This is a genomic window from Streptomyces sp. NPDC058812 (assembly GCF_042744565.1).
Classification (GTDB): Bacteria; Actinomycetota; Actinomycetes; order Streptomycetales; family Streptomycetaceae; genus Streptomyces; species Streptomyces thinghirensis.
This window is the reverse complement of sequence record NZ_JBHYOB010000001.1, coordinates 604,301-620,114: the sequence shown is the minus strand read 5'-3', so window position 1 is coordinate 620,114 and position 15,814 is coordinate 604,301. Positions and strand designations below refer to the sequence as shown.

The window sequence follows — 15,814 nt, the reverse complement described above, 5'->3', positions numbered from 1 at the left end:
CCCCGCGGGCCCGCGGCGCGGGGGGGGCCCCCCGCGCGGGGGGGGGGGGGGGGGGGGGGCCCCCGGGCGGGGGGGGGGGGGGGGGGGGGGGGGGGCAAGGGGCGCCGGGGAGTGACGAGGGTTACCCACGCCCCACCCTGGACGCCTCCCCTACCCGCCGGTACGGTGAAGTCTGAGCAAGCGCTTAGATACGTACCCTGGAGGTGGCGCGGTGCGCCGTACGGTGTTCAACGAGGACCACGAGGCGTTCCGGGAGACCATCCGCGCCTTCATCGAGGCCGAGGTCGTCCCCGTCTACGACGAGTGGTTCGCCGCGGGCCAGGCGCCGCGCGACTTCTACTACAAGCTCGGCGAGCTGGGCATCTTCGGCATCAACGTGCCCGAGGAGTTCGGCGGCGCGGGCATGGACAGCCACAAGTTCGAGGCCGTCCTCTACGAGGAGACCGCCCGCGCGGGCGTCCAGTTCGGCGGCTCCGGCGTGCACGTGCTGCTCGCCCTGCCGTACATCAAGATGCTGGCCACCGACGAGCAGAAGAAGCGCTTCCTGCCGAAGTTCGTCTCCGGCGAGGAGATGTGGGCCATCGCGATGACGGAGCCGGGCACCGGTTCCGACCTGGCCGGCATGAAGTCCACCGCCAAGCTCTCCGAGGACGGCACCCACTACGTCCTCAACGGCGCCAAGACCTTCATCACCGGCGGCGTGCACGCCGACAAGGTGATCGTCTGCGCCCGCACCGCCGCGCCCACGGCCGAGGACCGCCGCCACGGCATCTCCCTGTTCGCCGTGGACACCAAGTCCGAGGGCTACTCGGTGGGCCGCAAGCTGGACAAGCTGGGCCTGCGCACCTCCGACACCGCCGAGCTGGCGTTCGTCGACGTCAAGGTGCCCGTCGAGGACCTGCTCGGCGAGGAGAACAAGGGCTTCTCCTACCTCGGCCACAACCTGGCCTCCGAGCGCTGGGGCATCGCCTTCGGCGCCTACGCCCAGGCCAAGGCCGCAGTCCGCTTCGCCAAGCAGTACGTGCAGGACCGCACCGTCTTCGGCAAGCCGGTCGCCCACTTCCAGAACACCAAGTTCGAGCTGGCCGCCTGCCAGGCAGAGGTGGACGCCGCCGAGGCCGTCGCCGACCGCGCCACCGAGGCCCTGGACGCCGGCGAGCTCACCCCCGCCGAGGCCGCCAGCGCCAAGCTGTTCTGCACCGAGGTCGCGCACCGCGTCATCGACCGCTGCCTCCAGCTGCACGGCGGCTACGGCTACATGAACGAGTACCCGATCGCCCGCCTGTACGCGGACAACCGCGTCAACCGCATCTACGGCGGCACCAGCGAGGTCATGAAGATGATCATCGCGAAGAACATGGGCCTGTGAACCACGGGGCATGAGCGAAGCACTCCAGTCCCTCCTCGATCTGCTCGACCTCGAGCGGATCGAGGAGGACATCTACCGCGGCCACTCCCGCTCCGCCGTCGTCCCCCGGGTCTTCGGCGGGCAGGTGGCGGCCCAGGCGCTGGTCGCCGCCGGCCGCACGGTCCCCGAGGACCGGCACGCGCACTCCCTGCACGCGTACTTCCTGCGCCCCGGCGACCCGGGCGCCCCCATCGTCTACAACGTCGACCGCCTGCGCGACGGCCGCTCCTTCACCACCCGCCGCGTCGTCGCCGTCCAGCACGGCAAGCCGATCTTCACCCTGTCGGCGTCCTTCCAGACGTACGAGGAGGGCCTCGACCACCAGGCCCCCATGCCGCCCGCACCGGACCCGGCGACCCTCCCCACCGGCGAGGAACGGCTGCGCGGCTACCCGCACCTGCCCGCCGAGACCGTCGAGCGCTTCCTGGAGGCCCGCGCCGCCGTCGACCTCCGCTACGTCGACGACCCGCCCTTCGGCGACTTCGGCACGCCCCGCGAGCCGCACTCCCAGGTCTGGTTCCGCACCAACGGCAAGCTCTCGGACGACCCCCTCCTGCACGTCGTCCTCGCCACCTACGTCTCCGACATGACCCTCCTCGACTCGGTCCTGCTCGCGCACGGCCGCGGCGGCTGGGCCGTCGGTGACGTCGTCGGGGCCTCGCTCGACCACGCGATGTGGTTCCACCGGCCCTTCCGCGCCGACGAGTGGCTGCTGTACGACCAGCAGTCGCCGTCCGCGTCCGGCGGCCGGGGCCTCGGCCAGGCCAGGATCCACACCCAGGACGGGCGGCTCGCCGTCTCGGTCATCCAGGAAGGTGTGGTGCGCGTCCCTCGGGAACACTGAGGGCATGGCCGAACCTGCACGCGAGCGGCATGCGACCGACGGCGGCGGCGACAGCACCTTCACGGTGATCGTCGCCGCCCTAGCCAATCTGGGCATCGCCGTCGCCAAGGCGGTGGCCGGCGTGCTCACCGGGTCCAGCGCGATGCTGTCGGAGGCCGCGCACTCGGTCGCCGACACCGTCACGGAGGTCCTGCTGCTGACCTCGCTCAGACGCAGCGCCCGCCCCGCCGACGAGGACCACCCCCTCGGCCACGGCCCCGAACGCTACATCTGGGCCCTGCTCGCCGCCGTCGCCACCTTCGTCGGCGGCGCGGTCTTCGCCCTCTACGACGGCGTCCACGCCCTCACCCACGCCGAGGAACCCGGCGACCCGCTGGTGGCGTACGTCGTCCTGGCCGTGGCCTTCCTCCTGGAGGGCTACTCCCTGCGCACCGGCCTGAAACAGGCGCGCGGCGAGGCCCGCCACTACAAGGTGCCCTTCGGTCGCTATCTGCGCCGCACCCCCGACACCGCCGTGAAGGCCGTCGTCATGGAGGACACCGCCGCCCTCGCCGGCCTGCTGCTGGCCGCCGGCGGCCTGCTCGGCGGGCAGCTCACCGGTTCCGGCGTCTGGGACGGCGTCGCCTCGCTCTGCATCGGCGCCCTGCTGCTGTACGTCGCCTGGGTGCTGGGCCGCTCCAACGCCGAGTTCCTCATCGGCCGCCCGCTGCCCCGCACCGTGCGGGAGCGGATCCGGGCGGAACTGGTGGCCGTCGAACACATCGAGGCCGTACTGGAGCTGACCACTCTCGTGCAGGGCCCGCGGGAGGCGCTGGTCGCCGCCAAGGTCGACTTCCGGGACGTGGCGACGGCGGCGCAGATCGAGTGGGCGAGCGAACGGGCCGAGCAGCGGCTGCGCGAGGAGTTCCCGATGATCCGCCGGGTCTACCTGGACCCGACGCCCGGATTCGCGCAGCGCCGCTCGGAGGGGCTCAACCCCTGGCCTTGAGGGGCGGCGGGGCAGGCGGGGCTACTTGAGTCCCGCCTCCGTCAGCAGATACGCCGTCATCGGGTCGTAGTAGCGCGGGCTGACCACGTGGTCGTCCAGCGGCACCGCGACCTGGAGGGTGCCCTCGGACTCGGCGAGGAAGAGCGCCGGGTCGTTGCAGTCGGCGTAACCGACGGAGTCGACGCCGTGCTGAGCGGCGTAACCGGCCCAGCCGTGGTCGGCGACGACCAGGTCCGGCAGCGGGCGGCCCGCGCGCTCCAGACCCGTGAGGATCGCCTTCATCGGTTCACCGGAATGGGTGTGCCACAGCGAGGCACCGTGCTCCAGCACGGCCACGTCCGCGAACTGCTGGACGTACCCCTCCTCCGTCGTCAGCCCCTCCGGGATCACGACGATCTCGCATCCGGCGGTGCGCAGCGCGTCGGCCGTGGCGCGGTGCACGTCGAGCAGACCGCCGGGGTGGCCGGTCGCGAACAGCACGCGCTGCCCGCCGTCGGCCGCCTTGCGCAGCCGGCCGGCCATGCGCTCCAGCGCGGCCACGGTCAGCTCGGGGTCGATGGTGTCCTGGCCGTACCGGTACTCGGGGTCGTCGTTGACGCCGACCCGCTCCGCCATCACCGCCAGCACGTCCTGCTCGTCGCTCCAGCGGTCGCCCAGCTCCAGGCCGAGCCAGAAGTTGCGGTCGCCGTTCGCCAGCTTCCGGTAGTGGGAGAGGTTGTTCTCGCGGGGCGTGGCGACGTCGCCCGCGATACGGGTTCTGACGAGGTGTTCGGCGAGTTCGGCGCGGCTGGGTGTCCCGGGTATCGGCATGGCTCCATTGTGAGGCAGCCGTCAGTCGGCGTCTTGGGCATATCGCACGCTGGGACGTGGGTCACCTCCGCAGCGCGAACCACAACTCCATCCGTACGTCCGGGTCGTCGAGGTCGGCGTCCAGCAGGGCCGCGCAGCGGGCGATGCGCTGCCGGACGGTGTTGCGGTGCACGGACAGGGCGACGGCGGTGCGGTCCCAACTGCCGTGCAGGGAGAGCCAGGCGCGCAGGGTCTCGGTGAGCGCCGGAACCGCCGCGACCGGCGCTAGCAGCGCACGCGCGTGCGCCTCGGCCTCGCCGTCCGGCACGAGGTCGGCCAGCGCGGGCCGCGCGCTGTGTCGGACCAGCGGCACCCGGGTGGCCCTGGCCCGGGCCAGCGCGCGGGCCGCCTGGGCATCGGCGGCCGGCCACTCGGCGGGGGCGACGGGGGAGCTGACGCCGAGGGTCCAGCCGGGCTGAGCGGCCGGGCCGGTGACGGTCGCCGGCCCCCCGGCCCCGGCCCCCGAGTCGGTTGTGGGTGTCGGGCCCGCCCCGGCCCCGGCCCCCGCGGCGGTTGTGCGTGCGGGGCCCGCGCCGGTCCCAACCCCGGGCCCTCCCTCCGCGTCGGCGTGCCGGGAGGCCGGTACGAGCACCCGTACGACGTCCCCGGCCGTGTCGACCAGTGGGGAGCCGAGGGCCGTGCCCAGTGCGGAGGCGGAGACCGGGTCGGGGGCCCCGGCGGCGGGGCGGGCGTGTACGACGTGCCAGTGGGTGACGCCCTCGCCGCCCCCTCCGCCGAGCAGCGGCGCGACCTCCTCGGGGCGGGCGCCCAGCAGCAGGCGTACGAGAGCCGAGGAGCGGGCCGCGCCCGTGCCGCTCTGGTGCTCGCCGGTGAGGAGGGAGAGCAGGACGGCGGCGACCGAGGCGATGGTGTGGTCCCCGGACTCCCGGTGCGGGGCCGCCACCCCGAGCACGAAGCCCTGCCCGGTGCCGAGGGCGTACGCGGCGAGACGGGTGCCGGCGACCGTGTCCGTGGCGGTGCTGGAGGCGTGGCCGGTGACGTACCGGGCCAGCTCCGCCAGCGCCCGCCCCACCTCACCCCCGGGCTCCCGCCCCGCCGCCGCGATCTCCGCGCCCTCCGGCCCGTACAGCACCGCCCGCCCGTCGAGCCGGGTCGCCAGCCGGCGCAGTACCGACGGCACCGGGTCCGGACGGGAGGCCGCGGCCGCCAGACCCTGCTGGGCCTCGGAGACCCGGCGCAGCTCGGCGAGCCGGGCCTGCGCCATCAGCTGCCACACCGCGCGGGCCACACCCGAGAACGTCGTCCTCGGCGGCACCTCCACCAGCGGCAGCCCGTACGCCTCGCAGGCCGCGACCAGCGCCCCCGGCACGGTGTCGTGCACCGGCGCCACCCCGAAGCCGAGCGCGGCGCCGCCGGCCGCCACGATCCGCGAGACGTAGGCGTCGAAGTACGTCCCCGAGTCCGCCCCCTCCGGGATGTGCACGCCCGCCGTCAGCAGCAGTTCACCGCCCAGCAGGTACGGGAAGGGGTCGGACATCTCCGAGGTGTGCGCCCAGTGGACCGTCACGTCCGCCGCCGATGGTCCGGCCAGCAGGCGCAGCCCCAGGTCGTCACGGGCCAGCAGGGCCGCGAGCGACACCGGGGGAGTGGGAGGCGTGGGCGGAACGGCCGACTCCTGCATGATGGATGTTCCCTCCATCCGAGTGATGCCGACTGGATGAAACGTACACTTCGCAGTCGCTTTTCAGCCACCTAGGGTCAACCTCGACCGGCGGCCGCGGGTACGGGCGGATGTCCCCGCGACCAGCCACCGGACAACTCCCCACCGCACGACACGCCACCGACACAGGCGAAGGAGGCCCCCATGGCCGTCGACTACATAGTGATCGTCGTCTATCTCGCCGGCATGCTGGCCATGGGCTGGTGGGGCATGCGCCGCGCCAAGTCCAAGAGCGAGTTCCTCGTCGCCGGCCGCCGTCTCGGCCCCGCGATGTACTCCGGCACCATGGCGGCGATCGTCCTCGGCGGCGCGTCCACCATCGGCGGCGTCGGCCTCGGCTACCAGTACGGACTGTCCGGCGCCTGGATGGTCGTCACCATCGGCCTCGGCCTGCTCGCGCTGTCCGTCTTCTTCTCCGCGCGCATCGCCCGCCTGAAGGTCTACACCGTCTCCGAGATGCTCGACCTCCGCTACGGCGGCAAGGCGGGCGTCATCTCCGGCGTCGTCATGTGGGCGTACACCCTGATGCTCGCCGTCACCTCCACCATCGCCTACGCCACGATCTTCGACGTCCTCTTCGACGTGAACCGCACCCTCGCGATCATCCTCGGCGGCTCCATCGTCGTCGCCTACTCCACGCTCGGCGGCATGTGGTCCATCACGCTCACCGACATGGTGCAGTTCGTGGTGAAGACCATCGGCGTACTGCTCCTGCTGCTGCCCATCGCGGTCGTCAAGGCCGGCGGCTTCAGCGAGATGAAGGCCCAGCTGCCGACCTCGTACTTCGACCCGCTGGGCGTCGGCGGCGAGACCATCTTCACCTACGTGCTGATCTACACCTTCGGCATGCTCATCGGGCAGGACATCTGGCAGCGCGTCTTCACCGCGGGCAGCGACCGGACCGCCAAGTGGGGCGGCGCCATCGCCGGCACCTACTGCCTCGTCTACGCCGTCGCCGGCGCCATCATCGGCACGGCGGCCAAGGTGCTCTACCCCAAGCTCGGCAGCCCCGACGACGCCTTCGCCACCATCGTCAAGGACGAGCTGCCCATGGGCGTGCGCGGACTCGTGCTGGCCGCCGCCCTGGCCGCCGTGATGTCCACGTCCTCCGGCGCCCTCATCGCCTGCGCCACCGTCGCCAACAACGACATCTGGTCGCGGCTGCGCGGCGTGGTGCGCGGGGCGGAGGGCGAGCCCGACGAGGCGCACGACGAGGTGAGGGGCAACCGCGCCTTCATCCTCGCGATGGGTGTCGCGGTGATCGTCATCGCGATCGCCCTCAACGACGTCGTCGAAGCCCTCACCGTCGCCTACAACCTCCTCGTCGGCGGCCTCCTCGTCCCCATCCTCGGCGGGCTGCTGTGGAAACGCGGCACCGCACAGGGCGCCCTCGCCGCCGTAGCCGTCGGCGGCCTCGCGGTCGTCGGCCTGATGGCGGCCTACGGCATCCTCGCCAACGAGCCCGTCTACTACGGCCTGCCGGCCTCCCTCGCCGTCTACGTCGCCGTCTCCCTGGCGACCCGCCCCACCGACGAGGCGATCCTCACCGCCTGGCGCGAACGCCTCGCCGGACGGGCTCCCGAAACCCTGTCCGAACCGGCGGTCCCGGCTCACCAGTAGAGTCGGACCGCAGTAGTACATACGCGACGAAGCGTAAGAAGGAAGGCAGTACATGAGCAGCAACGAGACGCCCCGCGGCCCCGTCGACTCCTCCCGCGTCCCGCGGTACGCGGGACCCGCGACCTTCGCCCGGCTGCCCCGCCTCGACGAGGTCGGGACCGCCGACGTCGCCGTGGTGGGCGTGCCGTTCGACTCGGGCGTCTCCTACCGGCCGGGAGCCCGCTTCGGCGGCAACGCCATCCGCGAGGCCTCCCGCCTGCTGCGCCCCTACAACCCGGCCCAGGACGCCTCCCCCTTCGCCCTCGCGCAGGTCGCCGACGGCGGCGACATCGCCGTCAACCCCTTCAACATCAACGAGGCCGTCGAGACCGTCGAGGCCGCCGCCGACGACCTCCTCGGCACCGGCGCCCGTCTGATGACCCTGGGCGGCGACCACACCATCGCCCTCCCGCTGCTCCGCTCGGTCGCCAAGAAGCACGGCCCGGTCGCCCTGCTCCACTTCGACGCCCACCTGGACACCTGGGACACCTACTTCGGCGCCGAGTACACGCACGGCACCCCGTTCCGGCGCGCGGTCGAGGAGGGCATCCTCGACACCTCCGCGCTCTCCCACGTCGGCACCCGCGGCCCGTTGTACGGCAAGCAGGACCTCACCGACGACGAGAAGATGGGCTTCGGCATCGTCACCTCCGCCGACGTCTACCGACGCGGCGCCGACGAGGTGGCCGACCAGCTCCGCCAGCGCATCGGCGACCGGCCCCTCTACATCTCCATCGACATCGACTGCCTGGACCCCGCCCACGCCCCCGGCACCGGCACCCCCGAGGCCGGCGGCATGACCTCCCGCGAACTGCTGGAGATCCTGCGCGGCCTGGCATCCTGCAACCTGGTGTCGGCCGACGTCGTCGAGGTCGCCCCGGCCTACGACCACGCGGAGATCACCTCCGTCGCGGCCTCCCACACCGCGTACGAACTGACCACCATCATGTCCCGCCAGATTGCAGAGGCCCGCGCGAAGTGACCCACGACCACGACCTGGTGCTCCGTCCGACCGCCGCACAGACGGAGGCCGCGCTGAATCCTCCCCCCGGCCGCAACGGCGGAGACCTGGTCGTGGAGACCCTGGCCGGGCTCGGCGCGACCACCGTCTTCGGCCTGCCCGGCCAGCACGCCCTCGGCATGTTCGACGCGCTGCGCCGCTCGGACCTGCGCTACATCGGCCTGCGGGTGGAGAACAACGCCGGTTTCGCCGCCGACGCCTACGGCCGGATCACCGGTGAGGCCGCCCCACTGCTCCTGTCGACCGGCCCCGGAGCCCTCACCTCCCTCGCCGCGCTCCAGGAGGCGCGGGCGGCCTCCGCCCCCGTCCTCGCGATCAGCAGCCAGGTGCCGACGGCCGGCCTCGGCGGCGGACGCCACGGCTACCTGCACGAACTCCCCGACCAGGCGGCGTCCTTCCGGGGTGTGGTGAAGTCCGTCCACACGGTCCGCACCCAGTCCCAGATCCCGTCCGCCATCGCCGAGGCGTGGACGTCGGCGCTGACCGTCCCGCACGGCCCCGTGTGGGTGGAGATCCCGCAGGACGTCCTCCTGGCCGAGACGCCGATCCCGGTCGTGACCGGCGGCGACACCTTCCCCGAGGAACTGCCCCCGCGCCCCGAACTGACGGCGGTCGCCGCCGACCTGCTGACGCGCGCGGAGCGCCCCGTGATCGTCGCGGGCGGCGGAGTCGTCCGGGCCGACGCGTCGAAGAAGCTCCGGCAGCTCGCGGAACGCCTCCAGGCCCCCGTCGTCACCACCTTCGGCGGCAAGGGCGCCTTCCCGTGGACGCATCCCTTGTCCCTCCAGTCCTGGCTGGAGGACCGCCACACCACGGACTTCCTGGAGGACGCCGACGTACTCCTCGTCGTCGGCTCCGGCCTCGGCGAACTCTCCTCGAACTACCACACGTTCAAGCCGCGCGGCCGGGTCGTCCAGATCGAGGCGGACCTCGGCAAACTGGAGTCCAACCACCCGGCGCTCGGCATCCACGCCGACGCCCGCCTCGCCCTCCAGGCGCTGCTGGAGACGGTGGGGGAGCGGACGGACCCGGCGGCCCCGGAGCGCGTGCGGGCGGTTCTGGAGAAGGTGCGCGAGCGCATCGCGTCCCAGGAGCTGACCCTCGAACAGGACGTCCTCGCCGCCGTCCGGGGGGCCCTCCCGCCCGGCGCCCCGTCCTTCTGGGACATGACCATCCTGGCCTACTGGGCGTGGTCGGCCTTCGACGCCAAGGCCCCGAACACCATGCACTCCGCCCAGGGCGCCGGCGGTCTCGGCTACGGCTTCCCGGCGGCCCTGGGAGCAGCGGCGGCCGACCCCACCCACCCGGTCCTGGCGGTCTCCGGCGACGGCGGAGCCCTGTACTCCATCGCCGAACTGGCCACCGCCCGCCAGTACGACCTGAACGTCACCTGGCTGATCGTCGACGACGGCGGCTACGGCATCCTGCGCGAGTACATGACCGACGCCTTCGGCGAGCCGACGGCGACGGAGCTGACCCGCCCCGACTACGTGGCCCTCGCCGAGTCGTTCGGCGTCCCGGGCGTGCGTACGTCGCCGGAGGCGCTGGAGGCCGACCTGGCGAAGGCCCTGGCCGCACCGGGGCCCTCGGTGGTCGTCCTCCCCGCCGTACTGCGCATGTTCGCGCCGACGCACCTGGACTGAGGACGGCTGGACCTACCAGATCGCCTCGACCCACTCCGGGTGGTCGACGAACGGGTTGCGGTTGTGCTGGTAGTCGTCGTAGATGACCTGGTTGCGCCGCTCCTCGAAGGCGTCCGGCGGGTCCTCGTCGCTCCACTGCTTCAGCACGTCGAGCTTGCCGGTGTACGGGCTGCTGCCGTTGTCGACACTGCCGTTGACCTCCAGGTCGGCCCAGCCGTCGCCGCCCTCGTAGCGGACCGCCATGTAGAAGATCATGCGGGCCACGTCGCCCTTGACGGCGTCGCGGGGCTCGAAGGAGTCGGAGTCGGTGAGGCTGCCGCCGCTGTCGGTGAAGCCGCTGCCGCCGTTGTCGAAGTCCTTGTTGCCCCGGACGCCGTTGACCCGCACGTCCTCGGGACGCAGGTGGTGGATGTCCGTGCCGGGCCCGGTCGAGGTGCCGAAGTCGCCGTGGGACTTGGCCCACACGTGCTCGCGGTTCCAGTCGCCGGTGTCGCCGCCGTTCAGCGACTTGCTGCGGGAGATGCCCGAGTAGAGCAGGATGACGTTGCGGCCGTCGGCCGGGTCCTGGTCGGTGACCTTCAGGGCGTCCCAGACCGCCGAGTAGGAGAGCTTGGTCTGGTCGCTGATGATGGTGTGCAGGGAGGACTTGAGGCTGTCGCCCGTCTTCCCGATCGCGTCCTTGTAGTACGTCGAGTCGTAGTCCGATGCCGTGGCCGGTGCCGCCGTGGTCGTCGCCGTGGCCGGGGTCGCGGACAGCGAGGGGGCGGCGAGGGCGGCGAGGACGGCGGCCGTGGCGAGGGCCACCGCTTTCCGGCGCCGGGTGCGTATCGCGAGCATGTGGGGTGTCCGATCTACGCGTGTGGAGTGGAGCGGTGGTTCGAGCGTGGCATGGACATGTAGGAGACGGGGTGTACGGAGGGTGGCGATTGCGTGACGACGGCCCCCGACCAGGGTGGTCGAGGGCCGTCGTGTCACTGAGGGGACGTCAGGTGACGTCTGAGGGGTCCAGCCGGTAGAGGCCCGTGGAGGACTCCGACGTGGAGGAGGCGCCGTACTCGCTCGCCTCCACGGCCGTGCCGTGCTCCTGCACCCACTGGGTCACCTCGGAACTGGTCCCGGAGCCGCCGCCCATGCCCCCTTGGACCTGGACGTAGTGCAACTCGCCCTTCTTCACCAGCTCCTTGAGCCGGGCGAGGGTCATCGCGTTGTCGCTGCCCGACCAGCCCCACATGGAGATGACCGGTTCGCCACTGCTGAGGATGAGTTGGGCGGCGCTCTGCGAACTGGACACCGCCAGCAGCCACTTGGCGCCGTCCTGGTGCTTCTTCAGGTAGGCGACCAGCTCGGTGCTCGCGCCGCCCATACCGCCGCCTCCGCCGAAGCGGTCCGCGCTGCCCGGCTGCCCGTCCGCGCCGATGCCTGCGGACACTCCCGCGTCTTGGCCCGTGCCGTCGGTCGCTTCCGTGTCACCGTTCGCGGCGGTGCCGTTCCCCGGCGGTGTGCCGTTCGGTGCCGAACCGGTCGCACCGCCCGGAGCCTGGTCCTCCTCCCCATCGCCCGGGAACGAGCCCCCGCCGGGGCCGGCCTGTGGCTGCCCGCCGGTCCCCTCCCCATCGGGCTGTTCACCGCCGGGCCCTGCGGTACCGGGCCCGCCCTCCCCGCCGCCCGGGAACCCACCCCGGCCGTCCGCGCCGCCAGGTCCGCCCATGCCGCCGCCTGTCGACGGCCCGGCGGTCGGGTTGGTCCCGCCCATGCCGCCGCCCGAACCGGACGGCACCGACCAGGCGTACGCCGCCGGACCCGCGACCCCGGCGACGACGGCCGCCGCCACGGACACCGCCAGCAGCCGCATCCGGCGCCCCGAACGGAAGACGAGGAGCCCCGCGATGGCCAGCGCCATGACCACCGCGATGGTCGGCCACAGCCAGGTGTTCCAGCCCGGGGCTCGACGCAGCAGCACGATCGCCCAGACGCCGGTGACACCGAGGGCGAGCGGCAGCACCCACACCCAGCGCCGGTCGGCCCGGAAGGCGTGCAGCAGCATGACGCCACCGCCCCCGCACAGCGCCGCGATGCCCGGCGCGAGCGCGGTCGTGTAATACGGGTGCATGGTGCCCTCGGCCATGGCGAAGGTCAGGTAGTGCAGGAGCGTCCAGCCGCCCCAGAGCACCAGAGCGGCGCGCGTGAGGTCGGTGCGGGGTGCCCGGCCGCACAGCACCAGGCCGCCGACGAGCACGACGCCCGCGAAGGGGAGCAGCCAGGAGATCTGGCCGCCGAGAACGTCGTTGAACATCCGCCCGACGCCCGCGGCGCCGGAGAAGCCGCCCCCGCCGCCACCTCCGCCGCCCATGTTGCCGTCGCCGCCGAAGATCCGGCCGAGCCCGTTGTAGCCCGTGATCAGGTCCCAGGCCGTGCCGTCCGTCGAACCGCCGATGTACGGCCGCTCGGACGCGGGGACCAAGGACACCGCGGCCGCCCACCAGAAGCTGGAGACCACCAGGGCGACGGCGGCGAGCAACAGGTTCCTGATCCGCTTCGACCAACCCGAATGCGTCGCGTACGCGTACACGACGAAGACCGCCGGCAAGGCGATGTAGCCCTGCAGCATCTTCGTGTTGAACGCCAGCCCGAAGCAGACCGCCGAGCCGATCAAGGGCAACAGCCGCCCGTCGCGGACCGCGCGCAGGCCGAGGGCCGCCCCGCCCACCATCAGGAACACCAGGAGCGTGTCCGGGTTGTTGTCCCGGTTGATGGCGACCGTGATCGGCGTGAGCGCCAGCACCAGGGCGGCGACCACCGCCGCGCCGTGGCCCCACACCCGCTTGACGGACGAGTGCAGGATCCAGATCGTCGCCAGCGCGGCCAGGATCAGCGGCAGCATCATCTGCCAGGTGCCGTAGCCGAGGAGGCGGCAGGACAGCCCCATGACCATCAGGGCGAAGGGCGGCTTGTCGACGGTCAGGAAGTTCCCCGCGTCGAGCGAGCCGAAGAACCAAGCCTTCCAGCTCTCGGTGCCGCTGAGCACGGCGGCGCTGTAGAAGCTGTTGAGGCCGGCCCCGGACAGGTTCCAGGAGTACAGCCCCGCCGCCAGGGCGAGGACGGCGAGCAAAGCCGGCAGAGACCAGCGTGGCGAGCCGGGTGCGGGGGTCGGCGCGGGCGGCGGTTCGGGGGCCGCTTGCAGGGGAGCGGTGGCAGATGTCACCACGCCACCGTGTCCCTCGGCGTTGGGCGGGGGCTGTGCTCCGACTTGGGGCGAGCTGTGAATCCCGGGCCGCGCTCAGTCCCCCGGGGTCCATGGGGCGAGCAGATCGCGCAGCAACTCGGCGAAGGCCGCGTCCAAGGTGTCCTCCCGCTCCTGGTCACCGACGGCCTCGGGACAGAGAGCGGCGGGACGGGCGATCCACAGGACCTTCCAAGGCCTGGAGAACAGGGCGGCATCGCTCCACACGCCGCCGCGCGGGGCCAGGGGGTGCAGCAGATCGCTGACGTGTCCGGTGATCGTCTGCACCAAGGGGCCGTCGGTCGCGGCATGCGCCCGGGGGAGCGCCGTGTGCGAGGTTCGGGCAATGGCCGCCGTCGTCGGATGGCGCCGGACGATGCGTACGACCTGTGTCAGGTGCCGCACGATTCCGTCAACGGTGCCGTCGCTCGGGTGAGTACGGTCCGCCTCGTCGAAGGCACGGCCGAGTTCCGTCTGGAGCGCGCGCAGGCGAAGCCTGGAGGCGGTCTTCCAGTTCTCGTAGAGGTAGTTGCGCGAGGTCCCGGAGGCGCGGGCGATGGCGGTCACGGACACGTTCAGGCCGTCGGTGCGCATGAGGGTGCGCACCGTGCTGATCACGTTCACGGTGCCGAGGGGGTTGCGGTACGGCCAAGAGGCGGGGCTCATGGCCCCATGGTCGGGAAAAGCGTGAGCATGTGAGGGGTGAATGTCATCTGGGTACTCGGATGAGCGACTGGAGGACAGTCGGGGGCGGAGTGTTCACGCTTTGGAGGGAGGGGGGTCTTCCTTGAGGGACGTGAGGAACGACGTCCAGCCGGAAGTCGAGAGGAGCAGCGCCGGCCCGGTGGGAATCTTCGAATCCCGCACCGGTATCCCACCAGGGTGACCATCCACCACCTCCAGGCAACTCCCCCCTTGGTCATTGCTGTGCGAGGACTTGCGCCAGCCCTTCAGAGTCGCGGCGTTGCGTATGGTCCGGTCAGTCATCGCCTTCATAGCCCCTTGCTGTCGCTTCGAGCAGAGCCAGCGTCTCCTCGAGTGGCAGGGCGTTGCCCAGGGCGAAATCGTAGCGATGCTGCAGTTCCTGGACCACGGACGGGGTGTCGTGGAGCATGCCCATGTGCAAGCCCTCGGCGTACGCCACGGGCGGCTGGTCCTCGAACCACATCAGGGTGAGCATGTTGCTCAGAAGAGGGTGGGTTCCCAGCGTGAACGGCAGCACGTGCACTTGGATCCGGCCACCTCGGGCGAGGCTCGCGAGATGCCTCAGCTGCTCTGCCATGACGCGCCGCCCGCCGATCCGGCGGTGGAGCACTGCTTCGTCGAGCAGCACCCATACTACGGGCGTGACGGGATCGTCCAGAACCTTCGCGCGCTCCAGGCGTGTGACAAGGCGCCTGTCACATTCCTCCTCACTGATGCGAGGGAACGTCGTACTCAGAACCGCACGTGCGTACCCCTCCGTCTGAAGAATGCCCGGCACGAAGGACAGCGCGAACTCACGAATCATCACCGCCTGCGACTCCAGTTGCCGCGCCGCCTCGAAGTAGTCCGCGACCGCCGCGTCCTCCTCCGGAAGGAAGCTGCTCAGCACATTCCCCGTGTTCAGGGCGCGGTCCAGCCGTCGCGCGTCCTCCTTCGACGGCACCCGGCGCCCCGCCTCGATGTGCGCGATATGCGACCGCGTCATGATGGCCATGTCGGCCAGCTGCTGCTGCGTCAGGTCGGCCGCTTCGCGCTGCTGCTTGAGCCAGTCGCCGTAGATGTTGCTCATCCGTTCGACTCCCGTGTGACAAAGGCGCCGTCACATCCGCACCCCTGGCGAGCCTAGCTCCGCCCGTTTCACTCTGTACGCGCATCGCTACGGAAAGCGAGACCCCCGCGACCGTCGCACCGGTCCGGGGGCATGGTCACCGATCTCCACGGAGCCGACGACATGCGTCACCGTATCGCCCGCCTCGCCGGGCTGCCCCTGCTTTCACTGCTCGCCCTCCTGCTACCCGGCTCAGGGCGCCGCCGCCGACGTCCTCCCACGACGGAACCCGCCGAATCCCCGTACACCCCGGACGTGACCGTCCGCCGCACCGGCATGCCGGCCCTGCGCGGAGAGGACACGTGCTCGTACGCCCCTACCTCCTCGCCCACGAACGGCAGGAGGAGGCCCGACGGCGCCAGGCCCGGCGCCGCGCGCTCCGGTTCGCGGTGCACGGCATCGACCTCGGGCCCCGGGTACCGCACGACGTGGAGGTGGCACGGTGAGGCCCGGCGCGCGCCCGGCCCGGCTGCTGCCCTGGACCGGCTCCGAGGGCAAACCCTGCTACCTGCTGACCGACGGCGACGGCCCGCTGTCCCGGATCGCCGACGTCGTCGAGACCACCCACCACGACATGGCGGAGGACCTGTTGGACCACGCCGCCGCCCTGCTCGCGGACGCTCGGGCGACGCCCGAACAGCTCCGCTCATGCTGCACCGCATGCGCGAGGCACTCACCGAGGTGCACC

General features: G+C 72.0%; 14 protein-coding genes. 7 read left to right on the top strand and 7 right to left on the bottom strand.

What is annotated here, in order from left to right; genetic code table 11:
* Positions 1 to 211 precede the first annotated feature (211 nt).
* From ACFW48_RS02840 to ACFW48_RS02830, 3 genes are read left to right on the top strand one after another with little or no spacing between them, the layout of a single operon-like run.
* On the top strand, positions 212 to 1,369 hold the full coding sequence (locus tag ACFW48_RS02840; RefSeq protein WP_386309812.1) for an acyl-CoA dehydrogenase family protein: 1,158 nt from the start codon (positions 212 to 214) through the stop codon (positions 1,367 to 1,369).
* A 10-nt stretch (positions 1,370 to 1,379) separates the two neighbouring features.
* Positions 1,380 to 2,252, top strand: coding sequence for an acyl-CoA thioesterase (locus ACFW48_RS02835; RefSeq protein WP_386309810.1), 873 nt, complete (start codon positions 1,380 to 1,382; stop codon positions 2,250 to 2,252).
* 4 nt (positions 2,253 to 2,256) lie between these two features.
* Positions 2,257 to 3,240 carry a cation diffusion facilitator family transporter gene (locus ACFW48_RS02830; RefSeq protein ID WP_386309808.1) on the top strand — a complete coding sequence of 328 codons (984 nt, stop codon included), beginning with the start codon at positions 2,257 to 2,259 and terminating at the stop codon, positions 3,238 to 3,240.
* A 21-nt stretch (positions 3,241 to 3,261) separates the two neighbouring features.
* Here ACFW48_RS02830 and ACFW48_RS02825 read toward each other — a convergent pair whose 3' ends face one another.
* Together ACFW48_RS02825 and ACFW48_RS02820 are read right to left on the bottom strand one after the other, a co-directional pair.
* A complete protein-coding gene (locus ACFW48_RS02825) occupies positions 3,262 to 4,050 on the bottom strand; it encodes a phosphatase (protein WP_121747107.1) in 789 nt (262 codons plus the stop codon).
* A 61-nt stretch (positions 4,051 to 4,111) separates the two neighbouring features.
* The gene (locus ACFW48_RS02820; RefSeq protein ID WP_386309806.1) at positions 4,112 to 5,731 is read right to left on the bottom strand and encodes a PucR family transcriptional regulator; all 1,620 of its coding nucleotides are present in this window, start codon (positions 5,729 to 5,731) and stop codon (positions 4,112 to 4,114) included.
* Between the two features lie 183 nt (positions 5,732 to 5,914).
* Here ACFW48_RS02820 and ACFW48_RS02815 point away from each other — a divergent pair, with 183 nt between their 5' ends.
* From ACFW48_RS02815 to ACFW48_RS02805, 3 genes are read left to right on the top strand one after another with little or no spacing between them, the layout of a single operon-like run.
* A complete protein-coding gene (locus ACFW48_RS02815) occupies positions 5,915 to 7,390 on the top strand; it encodes a sodium:solute symporter (protein WP_386309805.1) in 1,476 nt (491 codons plus the stop codon).
* 52 nt (positions 7,391 to 7,442) lie between these two features.
* Positions 7,443 to 8,411 (top strand): agmatinase, encoded by a 969-nt coding sequence (gene speB, locus ACFW48_RS02810; protein ID WP_217254364.1) that lies wholly within the window; start codon positions 7,443 to 7,445, stop codon positions 8,409 to 8,411.
* On the top strand, positions 8,408 to 10,093 hold the full coding sequence (locus ACFW48_RS02805; RefSeq protein ID WP_386309800.1) for a thiamine pyrophosphate-binding protein: 1,686 nt from the start codon (positions 8,408 to 8,410) through the stop codon (positions 10,091 to 10,093). The genes speB and ACFW48_RS02805 overlap by 4 nt, the downstream gene beginning before the upstream one ends.
* Before the next feature lie 12 nt (positions 10,094 to 10,105).
* Here the strand turns inward: ACFW48_RS02805 and ACFW48_RS02800 are convergent, their stop codons facing one another.
* From ACFW48_RS02800 to ACFW48_RS02780, 5 genes are all read right to left on the bottom strand, one after another.
* Positions 10,106 to 10,930 carry an endonuclease I family protein gene (locus ACFW48_RS02800; RefSeq protein ID WP_386309799.1) on the bottom strand — a complete coding sequence of 275 codons (825 nt, stop codon included), beginning with the start codon at positions 10,928 to 10,930 and terminating at the stop codon, positions 10,106 to 10,108.
* Positions 10,931 to 11,078: 148 nt separating this feature from the next.
* Complete coding sequence (locus ACFW48_RS02795) at positions 11,079 to 13,295, bottom strand: ArnT family glycosyltransferase (RefSeq protein WP_386309797.1); 2,217 nt, start codon at positions 13,293 to 13,295, stop codon at positions 11,079 to 11,081.
* Between the two features lie 75 nt (positions 13,296 to 13,370).
* On the bottom strand, positions 13,371 to 13,979 hold the full coding sequence (locus tag ACFW48_RS02790; protein WP_386309795.1) for a TetR/AcrR family transcriptional regulator: 609 nt from the start codon (positions 13,977 to 13,979) through the stop codon (positions 13,371 to 13,373).
* Between the two features lie 93 nt (positions 13,980 to 14,072).
* Positions 14,073 to 14,300, bottom strand: coding sequence for a DUF397 domain-containing protein (locus tag ACFW48_RS02785; protein WP_386309793.1), 228 nt, complete (start codon positions 14,298 to 14,300; stop codon positions 14,073 to 14,075).
* Positions 14,293 to 15,087 (bottom strand): Scr1 family TA system antitoxin-like transcriptional regulator, encoded by a 795-nt coding sequence (locus ACFW48_RS02780; RefSeq protein ID WP_386309791.1) that lies wholly within the window; start codon positions 15,085 to 15,087, stop codon positions 14,293 to 14,295. Before ACFW48_RS02780 ends, ACFW48_RS02785 begins: the two co-directional genes overlap by 8 nt.
* 341 nt (positions 15,088 to 15,428) lie before the next feature.
* Here ACFW48_RS02780 and ACFW48_RS02775 point away from each other — a divergent pair, with 341 nt between their 5' ends.
* Positions 15,429 to 15,572: a hypothetical protein gene (locus tag ACFW48_RS02775; RefSeq protein WP_386309789.1), complete on the top strand. Its 144-nt coding sequence runs from the start codon at positions 15,429 to 15,431 to the stop codon at positions 15,570 to 15,572.
* Positions 15,573 to 15,814: the final 242 nt, after the last annotated feature.